General features: G+C 49.4%; 26 protein-coding genes, 7 tRNA genes and 1 rRNA gene. 3 read left to right on the top strand and 31 right to left on the bottom strand.

From position 1 onward, the window contains the following. Positions 1–67: 67 nt before the first annotated feature. Positions 68–1,105, bottom strand: a complete 1,038-nt coding sequence (locus AC0YNZ_RS19785; RefSeq protein WP_475828235.1) for a sugar-binding transcriptional regulator — start codon at positions 1,103–1,105, stop codon at positions 68–70. A gap of 332 nt (positions 1,106–1,437) precedes the next feature. On the opposite strand from AC0YNZ_RS19785, the gene AC0YNZ_RS19790 reads away from it, so the two are divergent. Together AC0YNZ_RS19790 and clpP are read left to right on the top strand one after the other, a co-directional pair. Next, positions 1,438–1,512, top strand: a tRNA-Arg gene (locus AC0YNZ_RS19790). Positions 1,513–1,702: 190 nt separating this feature from the next. Next, positions 1,703–2,287 carry an ATP-dependent Clp endopeptidase proteolytic subunit ClpP gene (gene clpP, locus AC0YNZ_RS19795; protein WP_475828258.1) on the top strand — a complete coding sequence of 195 codons (585 nt, stop codon included), beginning with the start codon at positions 1,703–1,705 and terminating at the stop codon, positions 2,285–2,287. Positions 2,288–2,448: 161 nt separating this feature from the next. Here the strand turns inward: clpP and AC0YNZ_RS19800 are convergent, their stop codons facing one another. The 23 genes from AC0YNZ_RS19800 to AC0YNZ_RS19910 form a co-directional block, all read right to left on the bottom strand. After that, positions 2,449–2,718: an HPr family phosphocarrier protein gene (locus AC0YNZ_RS19800; protein ID WP_028609180.1), complete on the bottom strand. Its 270-nt coding sequence runs from the start codon at positions 2,716–2,718 to the stop codon at positions 2,449–2,451. A gap of 207 nt (positions 2,719–2,925) precedes the next feature. Beyond that, a complete protein-coding gene (whiA, locus tag AC0YNZ_RS19805; RefSeq protein ID WP_475828236.1) occupies positions 2,926–3,855 on the bottom strand; it encodes a DNA-binding protein WhiA in 930 nt (309 codons plus the stop codon). Positions 3,856–3,861: 6 nt separating this feature from the next. Continuing rightward, positions 3,862–4,827, bottom strand: coding sequence for a gluconeogenesis factor YvcK family protein (locus AC0YNZ_RS19810; RefSeq protein ID WP_475828237.1), 966 nt, complete (start codon positions 4,825–4,827; stop codon positions 3,862–3,864). A gap of 33 nt (positions 4,828–4,860) precedes the next feature. Then, entirely contained in the window at positions 4,861–5,748 is an 888-nt protein-coding gene (rapZ, locus tag AC0YNZ_RS19815; RefSeq protein WP_110774280.1) for an RNase adapter RapZ, read from the bottom strand. A 100-nt stretch (positions 5,749–5,848) separates the two neighbouring features. Then, positions 5,849–6,799: an ROK family glucokinase gene (locus AC0YNZ_RS19820; protein ID WP_475828238.1), complete on the bottom strand. Its 951-nt coding sequence runs from the start codon at positions 6,797–6,799 to the stop codon at positions 5,849–5,851. A gap of 185 nt (positions 6,800–6,984) precedes the next feature. Further along, on the bottom strand, positions 6,985–7,932 hold the full coding sequence (trxB, locus tag AC0YNZ_RS19825; protein ID WP_475828239.1) for a thioredoxin-disulfide reductase: 948 nt from the start codon (positions 7,930–7,932) through the stop codon (positions 6,985–6,987). Positions 7,933–7,952: 20 nt separating this feature from the next. After that, complete coding sequence (locus tag AC0YNZ_RS19830; protein ID WP_475828240.1) at positions 7,953–9,704, bottom strand: tetratricopeptide repeat protein; 1,752 nt, start codon at positions 9,702–9,704, stop codon at positions 7,953–7,955. A gap of 163 nt (positions 9,705–9,867) precedes the next feature. Then, positions 9,868–10,818: a ribose-phosphate diphosphokinase gene (locus AC0YNZ_RS19835; protein ID WP_056631289.1), complete on the bottom strand. Its 951-nt coding sequence runs from the start codon at positions 10,816–10,818 to the stop codon at positions 9,868–9,870. A gap of 115 nt (positions 10,819–10,933) precedes the next feature. Beyond that, positions 10,934–11,740, bottom strand: a complete 807-nt coding sequence (hisJ, locus tag AC0YNZ_RS19840; protein WP_475828259.1) for a histidinol-phosphatase HisJ — start codon at positions 11,738–11,740, stop codon at positions 10,934–10,936. A 43-nt stretch (positions 11,741–11,783) separates the two neighbouring features. Then, positions 11,784–12,476 carry a bifunctional phosphoribosyl-AMP cyclohydrolase/phosphoribosyl-ATP diphosphatase HisIE gene (gene hisIE, locus AC0YNZ_RS19845; protein WP_475828241.1) on the bottom strand — a complete coding sequence of 231 codons (693 nt, stop codon included), beginning with the start codon at positions 12,474–12,476 and terminating at the stop codon, positions 11,784–11,786. Beyond that, positions 12,473–13,231: an imidazole glycerol phosphate synthase subunit HisF gene (gene hisF / locus AC0YNZ_RS19850; protein WP_110774275.1), complete on the bottom strand. Its 759-nt coding sequence runs from the start codon at positions 13,229–13,231 to the stop codon at positions 12,473–12,475. Before hisF ends, hisIE begins: the two co-directional genes overlap by 4 nt. 83 nt (positions 13,232–13,314) lie before the next feature. Beyond that, a complete protein-coding gene (gene hisH / locus AC0YNZ_RS19855; protein ID WP_110774274.1) occupies positions 13,315–13,932 on the bottom strand; it encodes an imidazole glycerol phosphate synthase subunit HisH in 618 nt (205 codons plus the stop codon). Between the two features lies 1 nt (position 13,933). Next, positions 13,934–14,533 carry an imidazoleglycerol-phosphate dehydratase HisB gene (gene hisB, locus AC0YNZ_RS19860; protein WP_110774273.1) on the bottom strand — a complete coding sequence of 200 codons (600 nt, stop codon included), beginning with the start codon at positions 14,531–14,533 and terminating at the stop codon, positions 13,934–13,936. 150 nt (positions 14,534–14,683) lie between these two features. Next, positions 14,684–15,970, bottom strand: coding sequence for a histidinol dehydrogenase (gene hisD / locus AC0YNZ_RS19865; RefSeq protein ID WP_475828242.1), 1,287 nt, complete (start codon positions 15,968–15,970; stop codon positions 14,684–14,686). 38 nt (positions 15,971–16,008) lie between these two features. Beyond that, positions 16,009–16,653 carry an ATP phosphoribosyltransferase gene (gene hisG, locus AC0YNZ_RS19870; protein WP_475828243.1) on the bottom strand — a complete coding sequence of 215 codons (645 nt, stop codon included), beginning with the start codon at positions 16,651–16,653 and terminating at the stop codon, positions 16,009–16,011. Continuing rightward, positions 16,650–17,882, bottom strand: a complete 1,233-nt coding sequence (locus AC0YNZ_RS19875) for an ATP phosphoribosyltransferase regulatory subunit (RefSeq protein WP_475828244.1) — start codon at positions 17,880–17,882, stop codon at positions 16,650–16,652. The genes hisG and AC0YNZ_RS19875 overlap by 4 nt, the downstream gene beginning before the upstream one ends. Before the next feature lie 195 nt (positions 17,883–18,077). Continuing rightward, the gene (locus AC0YNZ_RS19880; protein ID WP_475828245.1) at positions 18,078–18,614 is read right to left on the bottom strand and encodes an acyltransferase; all 537 of its coding nucleotides are present in this window, start codon (positions 18,612–18,614) and stop codon (positions 18,078–18,080) included. Continuing rightward, the gene (ppaX, locus tag AC0YNZ_RS19885) at positions 18,607–19,272 is read right to left on the bottom strand and encodes a pyrophosphatase PpaX (RefSeq protein WP_110774268.1); all 666 of its coding nucleotides are present in this window, start codon (positions 19,270–19,272) and stop codon (positions 18,607–18,609) included. The genes AC0YNZ_RS19880 and ppaX overlap by 8 nt, the downstream gene beginning before the upstream one ends. Before the next feature lie 23 nt (positions 19,273–19,295). After that, on the bottom strand, positions 19,296–20,294 hold the full coding sequence (lgt, locus tag AC0YNZ_RS19890; RefSeq protein ID WP_475828246.1) for a prolipoprotein diacylglyceryl transferase: 999 nt from the start codon (positions 20,292–20,294) through the stop codon (positions 19,296–19,298). A 21-nt stretch (positions 20,295–20,315) separates the two neighbouring features. After that, a complete protein-coding gene (hprK, locus tag AC0YNZ_RS19895) occupies positions 20,316–21,254 on the bottom strand; it encodes an HPr(Ser) kinase/phosphatase (protein ID WP_475828247.1) in 939 nt (312 codons plus the stop codon). 237 nt (positions 21,255–21,491) lie between these two features. Beyond that, positions 21,492–22,613, bottom strand: a complete 1,122-nt coding sequence (locus tag AC0YNZ_RS19900) for an ABC transporter ATP-binding protein (protein WP_475828248.1) — start codon at positions 22,611–22,613, stop codon at positions 21,492–21,494. A gap of 89 nt (positions 22,614–22,702) precedes the next feature. Further along, positions 22,703–23,845, bottom strand: coding sequence for a PucR family transcriptional regulator (locus AC0YNZ_RS19905; RefSeq protein ID WP_475828249.1), 1,143 nt, complete (start codon positions 23,843–23,845; stop codon positions 22,703–22,705). Between the two features lie 114 nt (positions 23,846–23,959). Then, positions 23,960–24,907 (bottom strand): glycosyltransferase family 4 protein, encoded by a 948-nt coding sequence (locus tag AC0YNZ_RS19910; protein ID WP_475828250.1) that lies wholly within the window; start codon positions 24,905–24,907, stop codon positions 23,960–23,962. A gap of 195 nt (positions 24,908–25,102) precedes the next feature. On the opposite strand from AC0YNZ_RS19910, the gene ssuE reads away from it, so the two are divergent. Beyond that, positions 25,103–25,654: an NADPH-dependent FMN reductase gene (gene ssuE, locus AC0YNZ_RS19915; protein ID WP_475828251.1), complete on the top strand. Its 552-nt coding sequence runs from the start codon at positions 25,103–25,105 to the stop codon at positions 25,652–25,654. Positions 25,655–25,792: 138 nt separating this feature from the next. On the opposite strand, the gene AC0YNZ_RS19920 is transcribed toward ssuE, so the two are convergent. The 7 genes from AC0YNZ_RS19920 to AC0YNZ_RS19950 all read right to left on the bottom strand — a co-directional run. Next, positions 25,793–25,868 (bottom strand) — tRNA-Lys (locus AC0YNZ_RS19920). Positions 25,869–25,886: 18 nt separating this feature from the next. Beyond that, a tRNA-Tyr gene (locus AC0YNZ_RS19925) sits at positions 25,887–25,971 on the bottom strand. Positions 25,972–26,009: 38 nt separating this feature from the next. Next, positions 26,010–26,085: transfer RNA gene (locus AC0YNZ_RS19930), tRNA-Phe, on the bottom strand. Between the two features lie 16 nt (positions 26,086–26,101). After that, a tRNA-Asp gene (locus AC0YNZ_RS19935) sits at positions 26,102–26,178 on the bottom strand. A 35-nt stretch (positions 26,179–26,213) separates the two neighbouring features. After that, positions 26,214–26,289: transfer RNA gene (locus tag AC0YNZ_RS19940), tRNA-Val, on the bottom strand. 24 nt (positions 26,290–26,313) lie between these two features. Beyond that, a tRNA-Met gene (locus tag AC0YNZ_RS19945) sits at positions 26,314–26,390 on the bottom strand. A gap of 217 nt (positions 26,391–26,607) precedes the next feature. Next, positions 26,608–26,716: ribosomal RNA gene (locus AC0YNZ_RS19950) — 23S ribosomal RNA — on the bottom strand; the annotation flags it as partial.

The raw sequence follows: 26,716 nt of genomic DNA on the forward strand, positions 1-26,716 counted from the left end.
CAAGATGTTTTGCTGTGGACATGGCTAGACCACTTGCAAATCATCATGATTCCTCATTGCTTGCTGCCTAATCATTCTCTTGCTCGATTAAGGCTACAATTTCCAGTGCTGCCGCTTCATCGGTAATGAGCACGTCATTGTGTCCGAAGCGCATAATCGCCGCTATAGCCTCGCCTTTGCTCTTGCCGCCGGCTATGCCTATAACAACTTCAGTTTTAACAATATCCTCGAGTCGTAACCCTACCGTCTGCATTTTGTGCACGACAGCGCCTTTGCGGTCGAAATAAAACCCGAACGACTCTGCAAGCGCACCTTCAGCTTCCATAGCATCGATGATCTCATTGTCCAGCCGTCTGCGTCTTGCCATTACGATAGCATCTCCGATTCCGTGTACAACGATGCGGGCACTGCGAATGACATCCACAACTTCCCGAATGTTAGGCTCCTGCATAATGGACGCGAACGCTTCCTCGCCTAGATGATCCGGTACGTGCAGAAGCCTGTACTGCGCTCCTGTGCGCTTCGCCATCATGGAAGCAATCGTATTGGCTTGATAATCCAGGCTCTCGCCAAGACCGCCTCTAGCCGGTACAAAAAAATTCGTCTTCAGCTGTGTGGAACTGGACAATTGATTCGACAGCTGCGCAATTGTCGTTCCGCCTGTAACCGCCACAACGTCATTAGGCTGCATGACCTTAGTGAGCACCTGACATCCAGCACGGCCCAGCTCTCGCTTCGTCTGTGCTGAGATTTCAGAATCGCCTGCTACAATAATGACCTGCGACAGTCCGTAATGGCTGCGTATCCTTTCCTCCAGCTCGGATAGTCCGAACATGGTCTTGTAGAAAGGTTCAAGCTGTTCTAATAAAAGCTTGCCTGAATCGCTAATTCGCATGCCCCCTGTATGGATCTCGAGCAGTCCTTGCGTTTTCAGAAAATCGGTCTCCGCCCGAAGCACCCGCTCCGTCATCGATAATGCCGCCGCCAACGTTCGACGTCCGATTAAATCCGATAGCATTACCTGGTGCAGAATCGAATACCGTTTCTTCATGACGTCGAGCAGATCCGGCACAAGCTGCTGCTGCAGTTCAACGATCTGACGCATCTCTCATCCTTCACTCCATCGGCCTACAGCGTATTCGGTTTAAATACACTGGACTCATTATGTCCCGCGTCTTCATTTCAAGTCCCACCTTTATTTTATCGGAAATATGTAATTGTAGCAATAGCCGTTTTTCATTTGAAAACGGTTTCCGTCACATTTTTCACAAAATTAATTTTAGAATTGCTCTTGCTTTCACAACTTCAATAACATATAATAAATTTTGCGACTATTTTCAAATATAAGAAGGCATAGGTTTCACCATATGCTGGACTTATATTTCGCCGCAAAACGTTAGCCTTGTCATTAAGGACGGCTTCAGCCGTTTAGCTTATGCGCCCGTGGTCCAATGGATATGACGCAGCCCTCCGAAGGCTGAGATCTAGGTTCGATTCCTTGCGGGCGCGCCACAACACTTTTTAACTGCATAAGCATGCAACACCTATCATGATACATACTAACCGTTCCTATACACTGGAACGGTTTTTTTATTTCAATTAGCGGACTCGTTTGACTATCTTTGACTTTTGACTTTTCATCCGTTATTATGAGAATACGATTTAACCATTCATTGTTTTGAGGAGGGGGCTTACGTTGGATATGAATTTCGTTCCTATGGTTATTGAGCAAAACAATCGGGGTGAGCGTGCGTATGACATTTACTCTCGCCTATTGAAAGATCGCATTATTTTTCTAGGATCCGGTGTAAATGACGTGGTGGCCAACTCCATCATCGCTCAAATGCTCTTCTTGGCTGCAGACGATCCTGAGAAAGACATTTCACTTTATATTAACAGCCCAGGCGGTTCGATCACGGCAGGCATGGCTATCTACGATACGATGCAATACATTAAACCGGACGTGTCCACAATTTGTGTCGGCATGGCCGCTTCCATGGGTGCTTTCCTGCTAACTGCAGGCGCTATAGGTAAACGATACGCGCTTCCAAACAGCGAAGTAATGATTCACCAGCCGCTCGGCGGCGCAGAAGGTCAAGCGAGCGATATCGCCATTCGCGCGAAACGCATCCTTAATATGCGTGACAAGCTGAACGGCATTTTGGCAGAGCGCAGCGGACAGCCGCTTGAGCGCATCGAGAAAGATACCGACCGCGATTACTTCATGAGCGCGGAAGAAGCGAGAACATACGGTCTTGTCGATAAGGTTATTGAGAAGCTGGCATAAACGCTTATAGAAGCTTAAAGTAAAAAAGAGCAGGCCGGAGAACAACTCCGGGCCTGCTCTTTTTTTGCCTCATCATCAAACACTTATACGCCTCTCACACAAAAAAAAGAGCTGCCGCCGCAAGCTCATATGCGAACCTGCGTGACTTCTCCCCTTCTGCATTATTGGTTTTCCAGCTCTTCTTTGCTTACCAAAGCGACTAAAGCGTTTACAGCCTGTTCTGCGTCCGAACCCTCTGCACTTATGGATACTTCAGTGCCAGAACTGATTGCTAAGCTCATTATACCCATAATGGATTTAGCATTCACTTTTTTGTCGTCTTTCTCTACAAATACCTCGGAGGAAAATTTGTTCGCTTCTTGTACGAATAATGCTGCAGGTCTTGCATGAAGTCCCGTCTTAAGACGAACTACTACCGGAAGCCTTGTCATGGAAACCATACCCCCTATATTTTACTCAATCATTAGCATGCGGCACTAGCGTTAACGGCTCTATTTGCCGTCTTCTGGCTGCAAAAGCTCGTTTTCCGGGTAAAGATAAGCCTCGTACAAGGTGAGACTCATACGTTCTTATCTTTTTAAATAAATTCACCTTGAATTATTATATCATTATACCAGCTGATGCACTAGGATGAAAGCTCACACACCGCGGATTTTTTCAGCAAGCTCGTCAATTTTGCGCAAACGGTGATTTACGCCTGATTTACTGACCTTGCCTCCCAGCATTTCGCCAACCTCTGTCAGATTCATATCGGGATGCTGCAGCCTAATTTCGGCAACCTCCTTCAATTTATCAGGCAGACTATCCAGCCCTACTTCACGCTGCAGCAGCTTAATGTTCTCGATCTGACGAACAGCCGCTCCGATCGTTTTATTCAGATTAGCCGTTTCGCAATTGACGATCCGGTTTACTGAATTACGCATGTCGCGCATAATTCGGACATCCTCAAACTTGAACAAAGCTTGATGCGCACCGATAATATTGAGAAGCTCGATAATTTTCTCGCCCTCTTTGATGTAGAAGATAAAACCCTTTTTCCGTTCAATGCATCTGGCGTTTAAATCAAATTTGTTCGCAAGGTCAACGAGCGCCTCGCAATGCTCTTGATACATCGAGGAAATTTCCAGATGATAAGAAGAGCCTTCCGGATTGTTGACGGAACCGCCTGCAAGGAAAGCGCCGCGCAAATACGAACGTTTGCAGCAGGGCTTTCGTACGATATCCTTGTCGATGCCAAGGTTGAACATAAAGCCTTCGGATACAATTTTAAGCTCGCTCAATATTTCCTGTACCCCCGCCGGGATACGGACGATATAGACATTATTTTTTTTGAGTCTCATCTTTTTGCGGACAAGCAGCTCAACGTGCACCTCATAATGCTTTTTGAGCAGGGAATAAATTCTTCTGGCAATCGCTGCATTCTCCGTTGAGATGTCCAAAACGACTTTGCGGCTGGATACGCTAACCGAACCATTCATCCGTATGAGCGCGGATAGCTCCGCTCTCTCACAACAGCCGTCCGCTTCAATTAATGTTAGCTCCTTCTTCGTTTGCGCCGCAAATGACATTATGTATCACCTCTTTCGTAACATCCAATTCTCAACTAATTTATATATATGATGGCTTAAACGTTCGGCATCATGCCGCAAAAAAGTACGGAATAAAACAAGACGGTCCGCAATTACCTCATAACCCTTTTGGGTCACCGCGTCCAAATCCAGATGAACCGCTTTCGCACCCATCTCTGCGTATTTGCTTTCGATTTGCGGCGGAATCTCGCCATCGTTCACGATCACGTAATCAAATAAATGATGGCCGATATGAGCATGAATCGCGTCCAAATGATCTCCTACCGAATAGTTATCAGTCTCTCCAGGCTGCGTCATAACATTACAAACAAACAGCTTTACCGCTTCCGAATCCACTATCGCATTCGCAAGCTTCGGAACTAACAGATTCGGAATAATGCTTGTATATAAGCTGCCGGGTCCAATCAAAATGGCGTCCGCCTGCTCAATCGCTTCGACCGCCTCCTGCAGCGGCTCCACATTGGTCGGCTCCAAAAACACCCGCTTAATTACCTTGCCCGCTTTCGGAATCATTGATTCCCCGGTGACAATCGATCCGTCGGCCATTTCCGCTTTAAGCACAATCGCCCGGCCGGCAGCCGGGAGCACCCGCCCTCGAACGGCGAGGACACGGCTTAGCTCGCGAATGCCGGTGACGAAGTCGCCGGAAATATCGGTCATCGCCGCAAGCATAAGGTTTCCGAGACTATGCCCTGCAAGTCCTGGCACTGATTTGAAACGGTACTGAAGCACCTCGGTTAGCAATGGCTCTGCATCGGCTAATGCCATCAGCACGTTGCGAATATCGCCGGGCGGAGGAATCTGAAGCTCGTTGCGTAAAATACCCGAGCTGCCGCCATCATCGGCTACCGTAACGATAGCCGTAATATCAAGCGGCTTCTCCTTAAGCCCTCGCAGCATGACGGAGAGACCTGTACCGCCGCCAATGACGACGATCTTCGGGCGTCTCATTATCTTGTGTCTACTCTGCATTCTCTCACCCCGTCAATGCTTGTCACGTTCGGCATCGCGATGGCTGACACGCACACGTTCCGTATCACTGCTGCCGAGCATGCGTCCCAAATATTCAGAAATGGCAACGGAACGATGCTTCCCTCCTGTACAGCCAATGCCGATAACAACCTGGCTTTTTCCTTCCTTTCGGTAAAGAGGAATAAGGAATTGCAGCATATCCAGCAGCTTCGTCAGAAACTGCTGTGTTTCAGGCCATTTCATTACGTAATCGTATACATCCGGGTTTTGACCGGTATTCGGGCGCAAATGCTCCACATAATGCGGATTAGGCAGAAAGCGAACGTCATAGATAAGATCGGCATCAATCGGAATGCCGTATTTAAAGCCGAAGGAGGTTACGTTTACCGACAGGCTGTTCTGTTCCAAATTCGTGAAGTGTGTAATAATACGTTCCTTCAAATGAGCCGGCTTCAAAATGCTCGTATCAATGACCTGCGATGCCCAGCCCTTTAAATCCTCAAGCAGCCTGCGCTCGTTGCGAATACCCTCAAGCGGCATTCCCTCCGGCGCCAACGGGTGACGACGTCGGCTTTCCTTATAGCGCTGAACAAGTACAGAGTCGGTTGCATCTAAAAATAATATTTCGCAGCTGATCGTATAATGCTCTTTGATGTAAGCTAAAGATTCGGACAGCGCCGTAAAAAATTCCCGCCCGCGCAAATCGATAACGAGCGCCACGTTTCCGATTTTACCTTTCGACTGTTCGATCAATTCCGCAAATTTAGGGATAAGAACGGGTGGTAAATTATCTACACAGAAGAAACCGAGATCCTCCAGGCTTTGGACAGCAATGGTCTTGCCCGCGCCAGACATCCCGGTTATAATGACAAGCTTCGCTACTGTTGCCGCCTTTTCCATGAATAAACCTCCTAAAGACTTTGCGGATGCAAAGTCACTTCGTCAGGATACGATAAGGTTTGCTAATGCAAACCTACTTCGTAAGGATTAACCTAACAGCTTAACCTCTTAGAATAAGACCTGCCGCACCTACTACGCCAGCGTTGTTGCCGAGCGTTGCTGCCACGATTTTCACGTTTTCTTTCGCTTGATCCTGAGTATACTTCTCGAATACTTCGCGAATTTGGTCGAACAGGAAATCTCCCGCTTTCGACACGCCGCCGCCAATAATGAAATATTGCGGATTCAACACGATCGCGATCATCGCCATCGATTTACCCAAATAATAAGCTGCGCGATTAACAATGCGAGTTGCCACTTCATCTCCAGCCTTCGCTGCATCAAGAACGTCCTTAGCCATGATGTTTTCTACCTGTGAGAGCGACGTACGATCGCCGCGTTCCACAGCATCCTTTGCCATACGGATAATGCCCGTTGCCGAAGATACCGTTTCCAAGCAGCCCATCTTACCACATCCGCATTGAATGGCTTCTAGATCCGGCACGATTGCCATATGGCCCAACTCGCCTGCCATTCCCATGTAACCCTCGACAATTTTACCCTCTATAATAATGCCGCCGCCTACGCCTGTTCCGAGCGTGTAGCATACGCAGTGCGCGATGCCTTTACCCGCTCCGCCCCAAGCTTCGCCTAGTGCGGCAACATTTGCATCATTATTGACCTTAACCATCTTGTTGAGCTTTTGCTCCAAATAACCCTTCAAATTGACATTCTCAAGATCCAAGTTCGGCGCAAATTTCACAATGCCGTTCGGAATGTCAAGGAATCCGGCAATACCGACGCCCACCCCGTCAACCTGCTCCCAATCGTAGTCCGATTCAACTACGATTTGCTGTGCATATTTCGCAATATTTTGTAGGATAGTGTCCGTTCCTTTACTTGACTCCGTCGGCCCTTCATACGTTTGGAGCAATTGTCCATCCGCATTGCAAATGCCTACCTTAATAGCAGTTCCACCGACATCGACCCCAACGTAAATCTTTTCAGACATCACTAGTCCACCTCATCAATATGTTAATCTTCTCTGTAACACTATAAGCGACCTTTATCTTCCGGTCAAGATAGCGGAATACAGGGAAATCGTGCGCTATCGGCTAATGAAAAGGCTATACCGTCAAGCATATCGCTCTGCTGGTATAGCCCTCCTACTGTATCTTATACTGCTGCTCGCTATGATTAAACCGATTTGCTCCAATCATGTGTAACGGCGCCTTCTAAAAATCTTTCGCAATCCAGCGCAGCCATACAACCGCTACCAGCTGCTGTGATCGCTTGACGGTATTTGCTGTCTTGAACATCGCCGCATGCGAATACGCCCGGTATATTCGTTTCGGAGGTACCCGGTTTCACTTGAATGTAACCATGTTCGTCCGTATCGATTTGGCCCGCAAGAAATTTCGTATTCGGCGTATGGCCGATCGCGATGAAGATACCGTCTGTTTCAATGACGTCCTCTTCGCCCGTTGTGTTGTCGCGAACTTTAAGTCCGGTAACGCCCATTCCGCTTGCAACGACTTCAACAGGCGTGCGGTTCAGGCTCCAGCTAATTTTCTCATTCTCGCGAGCGCGGTCCTGCATAATTTTGGAAGCGCGAAGCTCGTCACGGCGGTTAACGAGCTCAACGTTCGTTGCAAAGCGAGTGAGGAAGCCAGCCTCTTCCATCGCGGAGTCGCCGCCGCCTACTACGATGATTTTCTTGCCGCGGAAGAAGAAGCCGTCGCAAGTTGCGCATGTGCTTACGCCGCGTCCAACATTTTCTTTCTCCCCTGGAATGCCGAGGTATTTGGCCGACGCACCGGTAGAGATAATAACGCTCTCTCCTACAAGCTCTCCGTGACCTTCCACTTGAAGCTTGAATGGACGCTCTGACATATCCACGCTATTCACCCAACCGGTGATAAACTTAGCGCCGAAGCGCTCTGCTTGTTTACGCATGTTTTCCATGAGCTCAGGGCCCATGATGCCTTCCGGAAAACCGGGGAAGTTCTCAACTTCTGTCGTTGTCGTGAGCTGTCCGCCCGGTTCAGGACCTTCAATAATAAGCGGGTTCATGTTGGCGCGAGCCAAATAAATAGCCGCTGTAAGTCCTGCCGGTCCGGTACCGATAATAATGGATTTGTACATCACATTCACCTCGTAAAATTTTATTCGTCCTGCAATTCCTGTGTCGAGAAGACGGAGCTTATCGTTCTCATCTTTTCTTTTATGCCGCATACCTCGTCAATCAACTTGACGTTCTTGCTTACGGTAGCGATCGATGTGCCGTAACGTATCGATACCTCATGATACGAAATCGCCCGCCGATGCATCTTAGCTGTCAAATATTCCAACGCGGCTGCCCAGCCCTCCGGCTTTGTCAGCTTCGGAACGTCCGGATACACCCGCGACAAAAACTCTACCCATAAGGTCATCAAATCATGCTGCTGAACCAAATCGTACTGCTTGCTCATGCGGCCCAGCGCCATTTCAACAACAGCTTGCCATTTCTCTTCCCACACAGGCAGTCTCGAGGGTACGCGATTCGGTTCGATTACCGTTTCTTTCCCTTCCAGCACGACACGCAAAGACTCTTGAACGCCTATCGTCCGCAGTACGAAGATGGCAATGCGCTTTAAGTAATCATCCTCATCCCGCTCCAGCAGGAATGTCTGCAGCACATCCTTTACTTCACTGTCGGCAATCATGCCGAGCGCTTGAATAACCTGGAGCTTCGTATGCTGGTCGCCATGGCGCAGAGCCCAGAAAAACGACGACCGAACAAGCGGATCGCGCTTGAGGTGATCGGGAATGCCGTCCGAAGACTTCTCCCATAGCTTAAATTGCTCCTCAAACGGCAAATGGTAGTGGTAGCTTATTGATCCAGTCTGCTGCCCGTTTCGGACGAGCTCAAGCTGTTCCATGTAATAATGGGGGATACCCGATGTCGGATCGAGCTTAATCGTCTGCTTCCACAGCCGCTCGGCTTCCTGTAAACGCCCGATATTGCATGCGGCGACAGCCGCATAATGATACAGACTAGGATCCTGATGCAGCTCGGCGTCCTTAAGCAGCCTAATAAAGTGCTTATAAGCAGCCCCATGCTCTCCTAAGATGCCCATTGTAGTTGCCAATTTAAACACATGCTCCTGATGGAACGGCACCGTCTTCGTAAGCAGCTCGACGAGCGGCTTCAAGCTTTGTTCGTCATTCTTATGCTGATAGAAAATGGCAAGGTTGCACAGCGCATGCAAATTGCCGGATTCGATTTCGAGCACCTCATGAATAGTGTCCATCGCCTTATCGAACATGCCCATATAATAATAGGCTAACGCCAAATTGTTGCGCGCAGCCAGAAAATCCGGTTGGCCCTCGATGATCTTTTCCAATATGCGTACGGCCTCGGTGAATTTGCCTTCCTCAAGAAGCGTCCGGGCCAAGTCATGCTCGACCATGCCTTCACGCGATTTAATGTTCGTCAGACGCGTAGGGCGCTCCAGCTCAAAATGCAGCAAATCCATCATATCTTCCGCTTCGTCGAGAAACTGCCCTTCGGAATCCTCTTCTAAATACCGGATCAGCGAGCTCTCGGCCGCTTCATACTGCTCCATATTGGCAAAATTGTTCGCCATATAGAAATGGCATTCCGTCATTGTCGGATCGAGCTCATCCACAATCCAACCTAAGATCCGGTTCGATTCCTCATAATTGCCCATTTCAGAAAGAATGCCGGCCATATTGCAATGGTTTACCGGATTTTCCGGCTCGTATTCTACGGCGCGACGAAAATATTTAAGTGCCTTGTCATAATGGAATCGATCAAGCGACCGAACCGCACGTTCGAAAAAAAACGTGGCGTCCCATTGAATCGGTATGACTTTCGTCTGTTGATCTACGGCAACACGTTTCTTCCCTTTCACTGGCAAGGCACCTCCCGTTACTTCCGATTTTCTACGATTATACCATAGCACTACCCATCAGAACACGAAAGAATATGTGGCAAAATCGCGGACGGCAAATACACCGCCCGCGATTTCCCGCGGCAATACTATTCAATTCGCATATTAAGCATCGTTCGGACGCTTATACGCCGCTGCTTTTGAACAAGGTGCTGATGGATCCGCCTTCCAAAATAATGCGGGTTGCTTCCGCAAGCAGCGGCGCAACTGAGAGCACTTTGAAGCGTTCCGGCGTCGATTCCGGCAGCTTGATGGAGTCCGTGACGATAACTTCTTTAATATTTGGATGATCTAAACGCTCAATGGCCGAGCCGGAGAATAACGGGTGCGTAGCGCATACGTAAACATCTTCAGCTCCGCGCTCCTTCAAGCTTTCCACAACGTTGATAATCGTAGATCCCGTGTCGATCAGATCCTCGATGATAATCGGAGTCTGGCCTTCGACATCCCCGATTACGTGTGTGATAACCGATTCATTGTGCGCAGGGCGTTTCTTAATCATGATCGCAAATGATGTATCCAAGTAGTTTGCCAGCTTCTCTGCTGTTGAAGCGCGGCCTGCATCCGGCGATACAACAACCGGGTTCTTGATGTTTTTGGACTTCAAATAATCGCTGATCAGATCAAGCGCAGTCATATGATCGACCGGAATGTTGAAAAAGCCTTGAATTGCTGGAGCATGCAGGTCGATTGTGATTACGCGGTTCGCTCCAACTGTAGTGAGCACATCCGCCAGCATTTTCGCTGAAATCGGCTCCCTTGGTGCTGCTTTGCGTTCCTGACGCGCATAACCGTAATACGGCATGATGATGTTGACCGTTCTTGCGGAAGCACGCTTCGCCGCATCAATCATGACAAGCAATTCGACAAAATGCTCGTTGATCGGATGCGAGAATGATTGCACGAGGAAGACATCGCAATTCCGAATCGTTTCCTCGTAATGCACGTAAATCTCACCGCTTTTGAAACGGGACATCTTGATCTCGCCTAGCGTCAGACCAAGCTCTGCACTAATTTTCTGAGCCAATACCGGATTAGACGAACCCGAAAAAATACGCACCTTGTCGCTTAACATGATACCCTCCTGAGCGTTAAAACCAATTAATTTTACGGAACAAGTATTCGTCCTTGCCAGATCATTCGACAAGGCTTATTTGATCATCTATATTATACATGGATTTTACCATATTTCAAAAATCAATCATCACTAATTTTCGACAATTAAATGTCGCCAGCTGCGAAAATCCGACATCTTTCAACAAAGCATAGGCTTGATCCAAATATTGGCCCAGTCTTTCAGGCTGATGAGCATCCGAGCCAACCGTCAGCGGAATGCCTAATTGCCGCGCATATTCCAGCATTCTGCGGCTTGGGAACATCTCTGCGGCAGGCGTGCGGAGTCCGGAAGCATTAAGCTCGATAGCGAGCCCGTGCCGCTTAACCGCATCCAGCGCAGCATTTTCCAAATGCGTAACATCGCCGTCCGGCTGGAAGCCGAAACGCTTGATCACGTCAATATGCCCTATATAGTCATAGAAACCGGTCGCAGCCGCTTTGCCGATCGCATCGTAGTATTGCTCATATACAGCCATGCGGTCGCGGCCTTCCCAGCCCCCCGTTTGCCGGAAATCCGTAATGTCCCATTCGCCGAGAAAATGAACGGAGCCGATGACGTAATCCCAAGGATAAGCATTCACGATCGCTGAGATCTGCTCCTCGCAGCCTTCGATATAATCGCCTTCAAGCCCAACGCGGATGTCGATTTGCCCTTTATACTTCTGTTTAAGCTCAAGGCATTCCTCCACATAACGCGGAAGCTCATCCATCGGCATCGCCATTTCCGGATAGTAAGCGGCAGGATCAACATGGAGCAGCGGCATATGGTCGGAGAGGCCAAGCTGCACGAGTCCGATCTCTATTCCCTTCCGTACATATTCCTCTAGCTCGCCGACGGCATGACCGCAGCGGGCATGGTGGGTATGGTAATCGATAAACATATGCATACCGGCCTTTCTAAGGAAATTTATAACCAGCTTTCATTTATCTCATTTTGTTCGTGGTTGGCTTGCCGTGACGGCTGTTGATTTCACTGATTACATCATCCAGAGGCAGTCCGCGCTCGCGGAGCAATACCATCAGATGAAAAATAAGATCGCCGACTTCGCTGCGAAGCTCGTCATTATCCTGATTTTTCGAAGCTATGATGACCTCCGACGCTTCCTCGCCAACCTTCTTCAAAATTTTATCTACGCCTTTATCGAACAAGTAGGAGGTGTAAGAGTCCTCAGGCCGCTCTGCGTAACGCTCGGCGATAACGCTCTCCAGCTGTCCCAGCGTAGCGAACCGGTCTGCAGAAGCCGGTACGGCTTCTGCGGATGCTGGCGCATTTCCGTTCACCTCAACCGGATTGAAGAAGCAGCTGTAACGTCCTGTGTGGCAAGCCGGCCCCTTTTGCTCTACTTTAACAAGCAGCGTGTCGCCGTCGCAGTCATAAGCCATTGAGACGATGCGCTGCGTATGGCCGCTTGTCGCCCCTTTGTTCCAAAGCTCATTCCGCGAACGGCTCCAAAACCAGGTTACGCCGGATTCTACGGAAAGCTGCAGCGACTCCTTGTTCATATAAGCGAGCATAAGCACTTCTTTGCTCTGCACATCCTGTACAACGGCAGGCACTAGCCCTGCGTCGTCCCATTTGATTTTTGAGATAATCTCGCTCTGGCTGATTTCCGTCACCGTACCTCTACTCCCTTCAACCGCAAGTCGTCCTTCACTTCACGAATCGTCATTTCCTTATAGTGAAAAATCGTAGCGGCCAGCGCCGCATCCGCATGGGCCTGCTGGAATACATCGTTAAAGTGCTCGATTCTTCCCGCTCCGCCTGACGCAATAACCGGAATGCCCAGCGAATCCGACACTGCCTGCGTGAGCTTAATGTCGAAGCCGTCCTTCGTGCCGTCCGCATCCATACTCGTCAGCAAAATTTCGCCTGCGCCGAGACGCTCCACTTCGCGCGCCCATTCCAGCGCCTTAATGCCTGTCGTCTTGCGTCCGCCGTGCGTGTAAACCTCCCACTCGCCCCACTCGGCATTGAACTTGGCGTCAATCGCCACCACGATGCACTGCGAGCCGAACTTGCGCGAGCCTTCCTGCACGAGCGCCGGGTTTAAGACAGCCGCCGTGTTAATGCCGATTTTGTCCGCGCCTGCGCGCAGCAGCCGCTTCATATCGTCAACATGGGAAATTCCGCCGCCTACCGTAAACGGAATCGTAATTTCTCCAGCCGTCCGCTTGACGACCTCTATCATCGTGGCGCGCCCTTCGACGGAAGCCGATATATCCAAAAATACAAGCTCATCAGCGCCCTCCTGGTCATAGGTGGCCGCCAGCTCGACTGGATCGCCCGCATCCCGCAGGTTCACGAAGTTAACGCCTTTCACAACGCGGCCATCCTTCACGTCAAGACACGGAATGATACGTTTCGCCAGCATGTTGCCCTCTCCTTTATGCCCGTTTAGCCGAGCTTAATCTATATATTCGGTGTTACTCGGTAATACTTAATATTACTTAAAGACTAAGAGCGTTCGCTGCTTGTCAGCGCAAGGAAGTTGCCGAGCAGCTGCATGCCGAGCTCACCGCTCTTCTCCGGGTGGAACTGCATGCCGTACACATTGCCGCGGCCGACAATCGCCGTTACCTGCTGATAATAATCCGTCGTCGCCAGCAGGTCGGAGGCCAGTTCCGGCTTCGCGTGGAACGAATGCACGAAATAAACATGCCCCTCCGTCAGCCCGCTAAACAGCGGCGACTGCTCCTGCAGAAACGATAGCTTGTTCCAGCCCATATGCGGGATTTTATAATCGCCTGCGAAGCGAACGACCTTGCCCGGCAGCAGATTTAATCCGTCGTTTGTGCCGTATTCCTCGCTTTGACTGAAGAGCAGCTGCATACCAAGGCAAATACCGAGCATCGGCTTGCCGGAGGCCGCATACGCTTTTGCCACCTCGTCCAGCTTCGTTTCGCGCAGGTTTTGCATCGCATCCCCGAAAGCGCCAACGCCCGGAAGGATTGCCCCGTCTGCTGCCGCGATCGTTTGCGGATCGGCCGTAATAACCGCCTCGTAGCCAAGACGCTCGACCGCTTTGCTTACGCTGTGCAAATTGCCCATGCCGTAATCAATAATCGCGATCATACTACAGCACTCCCTTCGTCGAAGGCACTCCTTGCACGCGGGGATCAATGCTCGTTGCTTCATCAAGCGCACGTCCTAGCGCCTTGAACACCGCTTCAATCATGTGATGCGTGTTTACGCCGTAATGAACGATGACATGCAGCGTGATGCGCGATTCTAGCGCCAGCTTCCACAGAAACTCATGAACAAGCTCCGTTGAGAAACTGCCTACCTGAGAAGATGGATATTCTGCGCGGTATTCAAAGTGCGGACGGTTGCTGACGTCGATAATAACCTGTGCGAGCGCCTCATCCATAGGGACGAATACGCTGGCGTAACGCTTAATGCCGCGTTTGTCGCCGAGTGCCTCGCGAAGCGTCTGCCCGATGCAAATCCCGATGTCCTCTACTGTATGGTGATCATCGATGTCGATATCGCCGCGCGCTTCAACTTCCAGATTGAATTGGCCATGCTTCGTAAACAAATCAAGCATATGGTTAAGGAAAGGCACATCCGTGTCAATCTTCGTCTCGCCTGTACCATCTACTGCAAATTTAAGCTTAATATCCGTCTCGCTGGTTTTACGTTCCACCGATGCTTCACGTACCCGATTTTCCGACATTTCCATTCCCTCTTCCTACAATTTATTAATGGTTTCTATGGTTGTTTCCTCAGCTGATTAGTTAGCGGTAAAAAGGGCTTTATACACTATAGCGCCCTTTTTTACCGTTGTATTGTTGCTGCATCGTTCAATGCGCTGCGACCGACCGTGTTACCCGCGTTCCTTCTCAAGGCGGATCCCGATCGCGCGAGCATGTCCTTCAAGCCCTTCGTGACGCGCCAGCGTCATAATTTTGTCGCCATTCGCAAGCAGCGCTTCTTTGCTGTAGTAGATCAGGCTCGACTTTTTCAAGAAATCGTCGACGTTAACCGGCGAGGAGAAGCGTGCCGTGCCATTGGTCGGGATGATGTGATTCGGTCCTGCAAAATAATCCCCTACCGGCTCCGAGCTGTAAGGCCCGAGGAAAATCGCGCCGGCGTTCTGAATGAAGCCGAGCAGACGCATCGGATCGACCGTCAGCACCTCAAGGTGCTCAGGCGCCAGCTGGTTGACAACGTCGATACCCGCTTCCAGCGAATCGACGAGCAGGACAGCGCCGTAGCTGTCGATGGAGCTGCGGGCAATAGCTTGGCGCGGCAGCGTGGAAAGCTGACGCTCGACCTCCGCTGCGACCGCTTCCGCAAGCTGCTGCGACGGCGTAATGAGAATCGCCGAAGCCATCTCATCGTGCTCCGCTTGCGACAGCAGGTCCGCGGCTACATACGCGGGATCGGCAGAATCGTCAGCAAGCACGACGATTTCACTTGGCCCGGCGATGCTGTCGATATCGACGGCACCGAACACGGCGCGCTTAGCCAGCGCCACGTAAATGTTGCCCGGTCCGCAAATTTTGTCGACCGGGGCAATGCTGGCCGTGCCGTACGCAAGCGCGGCAATGGCTTGAGCGCCGCCGACCCGGTACATCTCCTTGACGCCCGCTTCTGCGGCGGCAACGAGAATATACGGGTCGATGCCCGCTGTGCCGCCGGTTGCAGGCGGCGTCACCATCACAATCTCCGGCACGCCGGCTACCTGTGCCGGAATGACATTCATCAGCACGGACGACGGGTAAGCCGCCTTGCCTCCGGGCACGTATACGCCGACCCGCTTCAGCGGCCGCATAATTTGCCCGAGCAGCGTTCCGTCCTGCTGCAGATCCATCCACGAGTTCCGCATTTGCTTCTCATGGAATACGCGGACGTTCACGGCCGCCTCGCGAATGGCCGTGAGAAAATCGGCGTCGACAAGATCATATGCCGCCTCAATCTCCTCCTGCGTCACGCGCAGCGACGCCGCATCCAGCTTAACGCGGTCATGCTGCTCCGTATACCTCAGCAGCGCCGCGTCCCCCTCGGCCTTCACGTCTGCAACGATCCGCAGGGCCGCTTCATTTTGCTCCGGTGTGCCATACTCCACCTCGCGCTTCAAACCAAACTGCTCCGCTCGCATGATGCGCATATTGCCCACTCCTTCCACGTGCTTGAATATCTATAATTTTACGCCCGTACAGCCAGCGCCTCTTGCAGCCGATCGCACAGGCTCTGAATCACGTCATTTTTCATCCGGTAGCTAACCCGGTTCGCAATTAAACGGCTCGTAATGCCAAAGATCGATTCCATCTCCACGAGTCCGTTCTCGCGCAGCGTTTGGCCCGTTTCCACCATATCGACGATGCGGTCCGCAAGGCCGATCATCGGCGCAAGCTCAATCGATCCGTTCAGCTTAATCACCTCAACCTGCTGGCCGAGCTCACGGAAATACGCTGAAGCCACGTTCGGGTATTTGGTCGCTACACGCGGATTAATCGTCGGCTTCCAGTCGGGCATGCCGATTACCGACATGCGGCATTTGGCAATACCTAGATCGAGAAGCTCGTAAACGTCCTTATTTTCCTCCATCAGCACGTCTTTGCCAACAATGCCGATATCAGCTACGCCATATTCCACATAAGTCGGCACATCGACCGGCTTCGCCATAATGAACTCCATGCCCGCTTCTGGAAGCTCAATGATCAGCTTGCGCGTATCATCAAAATCATTTGGAATCGGCAGTCCCGCTTCGCGAAACAGCTTCGATGCCACCTTATAAATGCGGCCCTTCGGCATCGCCACTTTCAAAATATCTTTTGTCTCTCCGCTCATATGACGCTTCCTCCTTTCATTCCATTTCCGTTAAACGACAGCAATTTTGTATAAGTCACGCCTTTATGTGTAAAAGAGCGCTGCTCTTTCGATACCAGCACTTCATCCAGCGCATTGATCTTCTCATCTGAACGCTCCGTTACAACGCTAACGCCCTGCGCGCGCAGCTCCTGCGCTTTAACAAGCGCTTCGCCTCGTCCCGCCGTGTTGTAGACGACCAGTGTACGCTCCGTTTCGTTCTCATCGTTATCGCCAAGCAGCTCAAGGATGCGTGTCGTCTTTAGCGCAAAGCCCGTTGCAGGCGCCGGTCTGCCGAACTGTGCCAGCAGATTGTCATAGCGTCCGCCGCTCACAACCGGGAACCCTAAATCAGCTGCGTAGCCTTCGAATGTCATGCCTGTGTAATAGGAGAAATCCCCGATCATCGTCAGGTCGATGAGCACATGCTCGCATACGCCATACTCCTTAAGCACATCCCAAATTTCGCATAAATGCCGGATCGATGCCCGTGCGTGATCATCCACGCTTAGCTGCAGCGCCTGATCGCAAATCTCCTGACCGCCGCGCAAGCGCAAAATCCCTTCAAGCTCGCGCTGCACCGATTCATCGATGGAAAGCTCGCGCAGCTGCTGCCGGTAGCCTACAAAATCACGGCCAAGCAAGCAGCTCTTAAGCTGCTCCTGAGCTTCCGTACGGCCCGGCAGCGCTTCCTCCATTAAGCCGTTCAGGAACCCGACATGCCCGATCGCTATTTTGAAGCGTTCAACGCCTGCCGCCTTCAGTGATGCTATCGCAAGCGCGACGACCTCCGCATCCGCTTCCGCCGATGAGTCGCCGACAAGCTCTACGCCCGTTTGGAAAAACTCCGCCTCGCGGCCAGCCTCTTCCTCAATAGCGCGGAACACATTGGAGTGGTAGGACAAGCGCTGCGGGAAATCCGCTTGCTTCAATAGCGATGACACAACGCGGGCGATTGGTGCAGTCATATCGGAGCGCAATACCAGCGTCGTACCGCGGTTATTGAGCAGCTTGAACAGCTTCTGATCCGACGTTGAGCTGGCAACGCCCACTGTATCGTAGTATTCCATCGTTGGTGTTATAATTTGCTCATAGCCCCAGCCTTGCATACAGGCCAGCACTTGGCGCTCAATATGACGCAGCTTCGCAACCGCGCTCGGTAAATAATCTTTAACGCCTATCGGCTTCTCGAATACTTTTGGTTTAGACATGTATTTTCACCTTCACTTACTTTAGTGGTTTAAAGTACTACCATGTTACCATACTAACAAATTAAAGAGTTTAGTCGTAATCTTAGCATGAATAGCTTCTCCTCGTCAAGCAAAAAGCCATCCTGTTTGCCCAAAAAGAAAGCCCCGTCCCGTTACGAAACGAACTCGTCTGGACGAAGCTTTCTGCAGCTTATTCTATTTGTTTATAATGCTGTGCACGCTCTCATCGGACAAGCTTGCCATAACCGTCTCGCTCCGCTTAATCTCCCGCATCGGATTGCCGCCTACGAATGCATAAGCCGGCACATCCTTATGGATGACAGAGCCGGCGGCTACTACCGCATGATCGCCAATCGTTACACCCGGCAGTATCGTCGTATTCGCACCGACCATGACATGGGAGCCGATGACGACATCGCCCAGCCGGTACTCTTTGATCAAATATTCATGGGTCAGAATCGTTGTATTATATCCGATAATCGTATTATTACCGACCGTAATGCGTTCGGGGAAGAAGACATCGACCATGACCATAAGCGCAAATGCGGTATGCTCTCCGACCTTCATGCCGAGCAAGCGGCGGTAAATCCAATTTTTGAGCGGAAGGACCGGGCAATAACGCGCGAGCTGGATAAAAATAAAATTACGGACTGATTTGACTCGGCTTACCGTCGAATATACCTGCCATAACGCGTTTGGTCCTTCCACCGGATATCGTTCAACTTTACGCAAGCGTCTCCCGCTCCAATCCTACAAATGCATATAGATCGCGCATGTCGTTAATGACATGGTGAGCTCCCGCTTCCTTCAGAATCTGCTCACCCTTCAGCGACCATGCGACGCCAACCGCGATCGTACCCGCCGCAATCGCGGATTGGATATCGACAATGCTGTCGCCAACCATAATCGTCGAAGACGGATCGGCTCCGAGCAGCTTGATCGCTTTGCTCACCGGCTCAGCATGCGGCTTAGGATTAACAACGTCATCAATCGTAACGATAGCATCTATGTAATCAAACAGACCTGTGTATTTTAAGCCGCGTTCCGTTGTCAGACGCATTTTCGTCGTGACGACTCCGATTTGAATGCCTTGTCCATGCAGTTTCTCGATGACTTCATTTACGTAATCAAACGCCTTAACATACTCATCATGCAATCGCAAATTCACTTCACGATAAGCTGCTACAAGATGAGTGACGTCTTCCAGACCCGAAAATAATTTCATCTGATCCGTCAGAGGCTGTCCCATGCTTGGGATGATATGTTCTCTTCCAAAGCCTTCCGGCGTTACGCCCTGCAGGGCTTCTATGAACGAGCGAATAATAAGCTCATTGGTGTCGATAATCGTGCCGTCCAAATCGAACAGCATTGTTTTGATTTTGCCGGTCATTGTAAATCCTCCCTACATTACTCTTATTGTTTGCTGGCTTCATCCTCTTTAATAGAAGAAGCATCATCCAATTTCGCTGTCGCTGCATCATTGCCGCCGTTTCTCTCCGGCTTGCTGGTTACAATCGGATCATGGTAATACGCTGATGCCAGGCCTGTCTTGCGTCGCACGATAATAAGCGCGATAGCTCCGAGGATGAGAAGCAGGGCCAGTACTTGTGATATTCTTATGTTTCCGTAAGCCGGATCCAAATAGCCTGGTTTGAATAAAACTTCCATCGGCGTCCATAGACCGTTAATGAACGATGCCAACCAAGACGGCCCTATGAATGCAAGGCTGTCCGTACGAAGCGCTTCAATGAAGAAGCGGCCGATTGAATACCAGATAAAGTAGCTGGCCATCAGCTCGCCCGCACGTAAAAATCGTTGGCGGCGCAGTACGAACAATAAGCAGAGACCAACCAGACTCCATACCGATTCATACAAAAATGCCGGATGGCGATATACGCCCTCAACAAGCATTTGATCCACGATAAAAGACGGCAGATGGAGCGTATTACGCAGGAAGGATTCGCTTACTTCACCGCCGTAAGCCTCCTGGTTCATGAAATTGCCCCAACGGCCGATCATTTGACCAACAAGCAGACCTGGAACACAAATGTCCACCAATCGCCAGAAGTTATAGCCCTTGTAGCGGAAATAGAAAAATCCGCAAATGAAAGCACCGATAATCGCGCCATAAATCGCGATGCCGCCATTCCATATTTTGAACACATCAACAAAGTTTCCTTTGTAATCTTCCCATTTGAACGCCACATAATAAATTCGCGCTCCAATAATGGCGGAAGGGACGCCAAGCAGCAGTAAGTCCATAAAGAAATCCGGCTTAATGCCGAACCGCTTCCCTTCCTGCACGACGAGCAGCAGCCCGACTAACGCCGCTGTCCCCAAAATAATGCCGTACCAATGCACTTCAATCGGTCCTAATGTGAAGGCAATTGGATTTAATATCAATGTCTTCATTATTTTATATCCCCTTTAGGCTCAATCGTATTCGTCCATATCGTCGGCAATCGTTTCCGTCAGCTTGTTCGTAAACTGCAGCGCCGCATTGTAGCCCATCCGTTTCAATCGGAAATTCATCGCAGCAACCTCAATAATAACTGCCAAGTTACGGCCCGGACGTACAGGCACCGTTACGAGCGGAATGTCCGTATCGATAATGCGCGTTGTTTCCTCATCGAGTCCTAGGCGGTCATACTGCTTGTCCTGCTGCCAATTTTCCAGCTTAATGACAAGGCCGATACGCTTTTGGGTACGCACTGCTCCTGCACCGAACAATGTCATGACATTAATGATCCCCAGACCCCTAATTTCGAGCAGGTGACGAATAAGCTCAGGTGCGCTGCCATGCAGCTGTGCATCCGATGTCTGCATAATTTCAACCGCATCATCGGCAACAAGCCGATGCCCGCGCTTGACAAGCTCCAGCGCCGTCTCGCTTTTACCAATGCCGCTTCCCCCGGTAATGAGCATGCCTACGCCGTATACGTCAACGAGGACGCCATGAATCGTTGCGGTCGGAGCCAGCTTTCTCTCCAGGAAGTCGGTAATTCTGCTAAATAGAATGGTCGTTGCCACATTGCTTCGCAGCAGAGTTATTTGATGCTCGTTCGATTGATCAATAAGCTCCTGAGGTGCTTCCAGCCCTCTAGTCAAAATAATGCATGGCGTATCCTCGTTACACAGGCGGACCATGCGGTCCAGCCGTTCCTCGCCATCCAGCATATTTAGAAATGAAATTTCCGTCCGGCCGAGCAGTTGAATCCGCTCGCTCGGATGATAATGGAAATAACCAGCCATCTCCAGACCGGGGCGATACAAATCATCTACCGTAATGACACGCTTCATTCCGTCCTCGCCAGCAATAATTTCGAGCTGAAATTGTTTAACGAGTTCAGATACTTTCACTTTTTTCGGCATCGTAGGGCCTCCTCATATGACAACTGCTTGTGTATATATGTATGTTTTTTTCCAATGTCTTCATCGTAAAGGAAAAAGGCGCCGAAAGCAACGTTTCCTCCGCTGCCCAGCGCTTTGTATTCACTTAATCGGTATGCTGATTGACTCTCATATATAGCCGGTGCGTACAAACGGTTTTCATGAAACGCAAAAAAAGAACGATCGGATAATCCGACCGTTCTTCTTCCATGCTATTTATTAATTTTCAAAAATGTTAAGTTCAGTCGCTTTGTCGAACAAGTGTACTTTGTTCATGTCAAGAGCAAGCTTAACCGACACGCCGTCACGAACGCCGGAGCGGCCGTCAACACGAGCGATAACTGTGTCAGTGCCGATACCGTTCAGGTACAGGTACATCTCGTGACCAAGGTTCTCAGCTACCTCAACATTCGCGTTCACGATTGTTTGTGGGGAAGCTTCCAAGAATACTGGCTCTTCGTGAAGATCTTCTGGGCGAATACCAAGAATCACTTCTTTGCCGATGTAGCCTTTCGAGCGAAGCACTGCTGCTTTACCTTCAGGAACTACTACGTCAACGCCGCTAGCTTTGAAACGAAGCGCGCCGCCTTGCTCTGCAAGGGAACCGCTGATAAAGTTCATCGAAGGAGCGCCGATAAAGCCAGCTACGAAAATATTAACAGGGTGGTTGTAAAGCTCTTCTGGAGAAGCAGTTTGTTGAATGAAACCGTCTTTCATAACAACGATACGGTCACCCATCGTCATCGCTTCGATTTGGTCATGCGTTACGTAAATAGTAGTTGTTTCAAGACGTTTTGTAAGCTTGCTGATTTCAGCGCGCATTTGTCCACGAAGTTTCGCGTCCAAGTTGGAAAGCGGCTCATCCATCAAGAATACTTGCGGCTCACGAACGATTGCGCGTCCTAGAGCGACACGTTGACGTTGACCACCGGAAAGTGCTTTTGGTTTACGGTCAAGCAAGTGCTCAATATCAAGAATTTTAGCAGCTTCACGAACACGTTTGTCGATATCTGCTTTTTTGAATTTGCGAAGTTTAAGGCCGAAAGCCATATTTTGGTAAACATTCATGTGCGGGTACAACGCGTAGGATTGGAATACCATCGCGATGTCGCGGTCTTTAGGAGCAACGTCGTTCACAAGGCGGTCGCCGATGAACAATTTGCCTTCCGAAATTTCTTCAAGGCCTGCAATCATACGAAGAGTTGTCGATTTACCGCAACCAGATGGTCCGACCAATACGAGAAACTCTTTGTCCTTAATATCTAAGTTAACGTCAGTAACCGATGCTTTGTCAGTACCCGGATATTTTTTGTAAATGCCTTCTAAACGTACGCCTGCCATATTAATTTTCCCCCTAGAAAGAAATTTCGATATGCCTATATCTTATCCCACAGGGGCGAATGTGACTATGCACATACTTTACAAAAAAACTAATTTCTTTTCGTAACTTTATACAATAGTAATATAATTTTGACTAAAACAGCATCTCGAAACTGCCTGACATCAAGTCCCGTTTCTTGTTTAAGCTTGTCTAAACGGTATAAAAGCGTATTACGATGAATATATAATTTCTTCGCCGTCTCGCTAACATTGCAATCGAGCGTAAAAAAAGTGTCTAAAGTGCTCAACATTTCTGATTCCACAAATAAATCGGCTCTTTTTAGCGATTGTTCCAAGTATTTGGAGCGCTGTGCTTCAGGAATCGAGTTTAATAAACGTTCAAGCTGAAGCATCCACGGCAAATGAATATTTGTACCTACATGGAATTTCCGTCCGAGATTTAACGTTTCCCGCAGCAGAATAGTCGTCTCGACCATTCCCTTCGCCGGTGATGTTGGATGTGCGACAGCCAGATGGCATTCGCCGATCCATTCGCTGGCAAGCATTTCGTGCAATCCAAGCCCAATCGACGCTAAGCTATCCTCCAGCGTTTCTTCCTCCTGCTCGTCAAATGCATCCGAATCCTCATCCTTAAGTAACGACACAGACCCCCAAATGAGCCATTCCTGACTCTTGAGCGGAATGAGCAATACATCATCAGACATAAATGAACGCAGCAGCTTCTCCAGCTCCGTATACGTTGCTTGCTTGGTACCTGATTGCTCGGTCACGAGTAAGAATGGAATCATTTCGTTAAATAAACGGCTGCCAACTGTCAAATGATCCGGTAAAGAATAGGCAGGCTCATCAGACTCCAGCTGCTTCTGAATCCAATCGCCCAGCTTAAGCGCATTCCTTTCCGTTTCCGGGATTGCCGCTCTCTTTTTCTCCGCCAAAGCGCCGCGATTAAGCTGCAATGTCCAGCTAATCAGCTCTTTTTCGGTCGTCTGCAAGGTAGAACTCTCAATTTCTAATAGATCTACTGCATAATCAGTAGAAGAGATAACGATCCACGTTCTCCCGTCTTTCTCGATGCGCTCTCCTTCTATAGGAGAAGATAATTTTTGATCGACTTGCCGCACCGCAGCAGTATTACTTACTAAATCGCTCCACTCCGCCATCGATTTCGAAACAGCATGTACCGGACAGTTCAAAATGTGCTGCAGAGGCTTCAACCAGTCTGTCGTGCTCATTTCTCTTTCTCCAATCTCCACAAGCGTCAGCGGATTAATGAGTAAAAAGCTTATTCCTACTTATTTGTAGAATAATGCCTTTTTTCGTCATTGTACCACAAGCGTTAATCTAATTCAGCCTATAGCAAGTAAAAGAATGATCGACAATAGCGCGAATAGCGCAGCAATCAAGTAGAGAAACGACACCGTCTGTACCTGACTCAGACCCCATTTCATCAAGACATGATGCGTGTGAAGCTTGTCTGCACGGTGCAAACCCTTCCCGCTAATAAGCCTGCGCAGCATTACATAAGCCGTGTCGAAAATAGGCAATCCAAGCGCCAATAACGGAACAAGCAGCGTAATGAACGTTGCCCTCTTAAACGTTCCGTCTACCGCAATAACCGCAAGCGTATAGCCAAGAAAGGTGGCTCCGGCATCGCCCATAAAAATGCGCGCCGGGTAAAAATTATGCACTAAAAATCCAAAGCACGCGCCTGCTACAATGACTGCGAGAATAGCTGTGCTTGGCTGCCCTTTTATGAGAGCCACGATTAACAGCGTGAGCGCTGAAAGCGTGCAGACGCCTGAAGCAAGACCATCAACTCCATCTATAAAATTGATCATATTGATCAATCCGAAAACCCATAGCATCGTTGTAAGCCATGAGAACCAATCGGGAAAAGAAATGAACAGGTTCGTAAACGGATTAGCGATTCCGGCAATTTTAATATGAAATAGGGTGGGAATTGAAGCGGCTCCCATATAAAGAATAACGCGCGGCCATACCGGAAAATCCCGTCCCTTCGCCTTAGCGCCATCATCCAGAAGCCCGACGAGAACGAGCAGTGTGCCTCCCGTAACAATGGTCCAAGTAAGCGGTGTAACGCCTATAAAAATAAACATCGCGATAACGCAGCCGACAAAAATAGCCGCTCCTCCCATTAGAGGTATCGGCTTATTATGTATCTTCCTTTGATTGGGACGGTCAACGAAGCCTAGGCGCAGTGCAAGTATCCGAAGCGGTGGTACGCATGCAAATACTATCGCAAAGCTGATTAATGCCGCAAGTCCATATACCATTGCAATACCCCTTTTTCTCTTCTAATTTATTTCCGTATGTATACATTGTTCCCTTATATCGATAAAATACAAGAAACAAATCATACTTGTTTGACCAAAATGGCCAATTCGTGGTACGATTTATTCTAAGTTAACTCATCGGATTAATTGAATATTGATCTGCAGACTATTTAAGTATAAAAGAGGAGTGTACACATGGCGAATATCGTTATTATTTCAGGTAGTCCGAATGCTTCATCACGATTGAACGGGATCACGCAATTCATAGAGCAGCAATTAACGGAGAAAAACCTTTCGGTCGATCTGATTACGGTCGTTTCATTACCGGCCGAAGATCTCATTCATGCTCGTTTTGGCAGTCCTGCTATTATAGAAGCGAATAAATTAGTAGAAAATGCAGATGCCGTTATTATTGCAAGTCCTGTTTATAAAGCATCCTTCACAGGCGTACTGAAAACATTTCTGGATTTATTGCCGCAAAAAGGTCTTGATGGAAAAATTATTGCTCCTCTGTTCATCGGCGGTACCATTGCCCATCTTCTCTCCATTGACTACTCCCTTAAGCCTGTCCTCGCTTCAATGGGCGCAAAACTTTATGTTAGCGGCGTTTACGCTGTCGACTCGCAAATTAATCGTACGCAAGAGCCTAACGAAGCCCCCGTGTTTGAATTAAATGAAGAGCTGACCCTGCGGCTATCGGAGACCGTAAATGAACTGGTTCGCGAGCTTTCTCTTCGCAGCAAATAACCAATTCATTTATAAATAAAGGTGTACGCATGTAAGCGGTAAGCTGCTTAATGCGTACACCTTTTCTGTTCCAAAATAATAAAATCAAAAAACCGAAGATCCTAAGATCTTCGGTTACGATGTTTTTTGTAATAAAAATGGTGAGTCATGTAGGATTCGAACCTACGACACCCTGATTAAAAGTCAGGTGCTCTACCAACTGAGCTAATGACTCATGATGTTTTAAAAAAACTGGTGGAGGATGATGGATTCGAACCACCGAACTCAGAGAGAGCAGATTTACAGTCTGCCGTGTTTAGCCACTTCACTAATCCTCCATGCTATTACCTATTTTTCGTTATTACGAAAAATAAAGTGGTGGCTCGGGACGGAATCGAACCGCCGACACGAGGATTTTCAGTCCTCTGCTCTACCGACTGAGCTACCGAGCCTTACTTTAAAGAAAAATGGCGGAGCTGACGGGATTCGAACCCGCGGTCTCCTGCGTGACAGGCAGGCATGTTGGGCCACTACACCACAGCTCCAAGTGGATCCGGTCAAAAACCGAATAAGTAAATAATGGTGGAGGCTGACGGGATCGAACCGCCGACCCTCTGCTTGTAAGGCAGATGCTCTCCCAGCTGAGCTAAGCCTCCGAATGTTGCTATAAAGAAAGGTAATGGTAGCGGCGAAGGGGATCGAACCCCCGACCTCACGGGTATGAACCGTACGCTCTAGCCAGCTGAGCTACACCGCCACGCTTGTCCCCCGAATAATTGTCGCTTGCAGCGTTCGGGGACGCATGCAAGATCAGGTAATGACATCGCCAAATGTCTTCGCAATTAAGCTGTATCTGTTGCACTAGGCAACGCTCCACAACTAAGTTTGCGCCCTGAAAACTGGATACGAAAGTTAGGTTTGCTGAACCTTATTAGCTGCTGTCTGCCGGATGTATGGGTCCATGCAAACGTCTTTAGGATAAGCCCTCGACCGATTAGTATTCGTCAGCTCCACACATTGCTGTGCTTCCACCCCGAACCTATCAACCTCGTCGTCTTCAAGGGGTCTTACATACTGGGAAAT

It is taken from the genome of Paenibacillus sp. J2L1-98 (genome assembly GCF_056269405.1).

What these genes read in the sequence shown, in the direction of transcription:
- AC0YNZ_RS19900 (WP_475828248.1), bottom strand. Translation starts at nt 22,613, where the DNA reads ATGGCAGGCGTACGTTTAGAAGGCATTTACAAAAAATATCCGGGTACT.
- AC0YNZ_RS19810 (WP_475828237.1), bottom strand. Translation starts at nt 4,827, where the DNA reads ATGAGACGCCCGAAGATCGTCGTCATTGGCGGCGGTACAGGTCTCTCC.
- hisG (WP_475828243.1), bottom strand. Translation starts at nt 16,653, where the DNA reads ATGAGCGGAGAGACAAAAGATATTTTGAAAGTGGCGATGCCGAAGGGC.
- AC0YNZ_RS19820 (WP_475828238.1), bottom strand. Translation starts at nt 6,799, where the DNA reads ATGTCTGAAAAGATTTACGTTGGGGTCGATGTCGGTGGAACTGCTATT.
- hprK (WP_475828247.1), bottom strand. Translation starts at nt 21,254, where the DNA reads ATGCCGAAAAAAGTGAAAGTATCTGAACTCGTTAAACAATTTCAGCTC.
- ppaX (WP_110774268.1), bottom strand. Translation starts at nt 19,272, where the DNA reads ATGACCGGCAAAATCAAAACAATGCTGTTCGATTTGGACGGCACGATT.
- hisF (WP_110774275.1), bottom strand. Translation starts at nt 13,231, where the DNA reads ATGCTGGCGAAACGTATCATTCCGTGTCTTGACGTGAAGGATGGCCGC.
- AC0YNZ_RS19785 (WP_475828235.1), bottom strand. Translation starts at nt 1,105, where the DNA reads ATGCGTCAGATCGTTGAACTGCAGCAGCAGCTTGTGCCGGATCTGCTC.
- ssuE (WP_475828251.1), top strand. Translation starts at nt 25,103, where the DNA reads ATGGCGAATATCGTTATTATTTCAGGTAGTCCGAATGCTTCATCACGA.
- trxB (WP_475828239.1), bottom strand. Translation starts at nt 7,932, where the DNA reads ATGTACAAATCCATTATTATCGGTACCGGACCGGCAGGACTTACAGCG.
- hisJ (WP_475828259.1), bottom strand. Translation starts at nt 11,740, where the DNA reads ATGTTTATCGATTACCATACCCACCATGCCCGCTGCGGTCATGCCGTC.
- hisH (WP_110774274.1), bottom strand. Translation starts at nt 13,932, where the DNA reads ATGATCGCGATTATTGATTACGGCATGGGCAATTTGCACAGCGTAAGC.
- AC0YNZ_RS19905 (WP_475828249.1), bottom strand. Translation starts at nt 23,845, where the DNA reads ATGAGCACGACAGACTGGTTGAAGCCTCTGCAGCACATTTTGAACTGT.
- AC0YNZ_RS19910 (WP_475828250.1), bottom strand. Translation starts at nt 24,907, where the DNA reads ATGGTATATGGACTTGCGGCATTAATCAGCTTTGCGATAGTATTTGCA.
- AC0YNZ_RS19875 (WP_475828244.1), bottom strand. Translation starts at nt 17,882, where the DNA reads ATGTCTAAACCAAAAGTATTCGAGAAGCCGATAGGCGTTAAAGATTAT.
- rapZ (WP_110774280.1), bottom strand. Translation starts at nt 5,748, where the DNA reads ATGGAAAAGGCGGCAACAGTAGCGAAGCTTGTCATTATAACCGGGATG.
- hisB (WP_110774273.1), bottom strand. Translation starts at nt 14,533, where the DNA reads ATGTCGGAAAATCGGGTACGTGAAGCATCGGTGGAACGTAAAACCAGC.
- lgt (WP_475828246.1), bottom strand. Translation starts at nt 20,294, where the DNA reads ATGAAGACATTGATATTAAATCCAATTGCCTTCACATTAGGACCGATT.
- clpP (WP_475828258.1), top strand. Translation starts at nt 1,703, where the DNA reads ATGAATTTCGTTCCTATGGTTATTGAGCAAAACAATCGGGGTGAGCGT.
- hisD (WP_475828242.1), bottom strand. Translation starts at nt 15,970, where the DNA reads ATGCGCATCATGCGAGCGGAGCAGTTTGGTTTGAAGCGCGAGGTGGAG.
- AC0YNZ_RS19800 (WP_028609180.1), bottom strand. Translation starts at nt 2,718, where the DNA reads ATGACAAGGCTTCCGGTAGTAGTTCGTCTTAAGACGGGACTTCATGCA.
- whiA (WP_475828236.1), bottom strand. Translation starts at nt 3,855, where the DNA reads ATGTCATTTGCGGCGCAAACGAAGAAGGAGCTAACATTAATTGAAGCG.
- AC0YNZ_RS19835 (WP_056631289.1), bottom strand. Translation starts at nt 10,818, where the DNA reads ATGTTAAGCGACAAGGTGCGTATTTTTTCGGGTTCGTCTAATCCGGTA.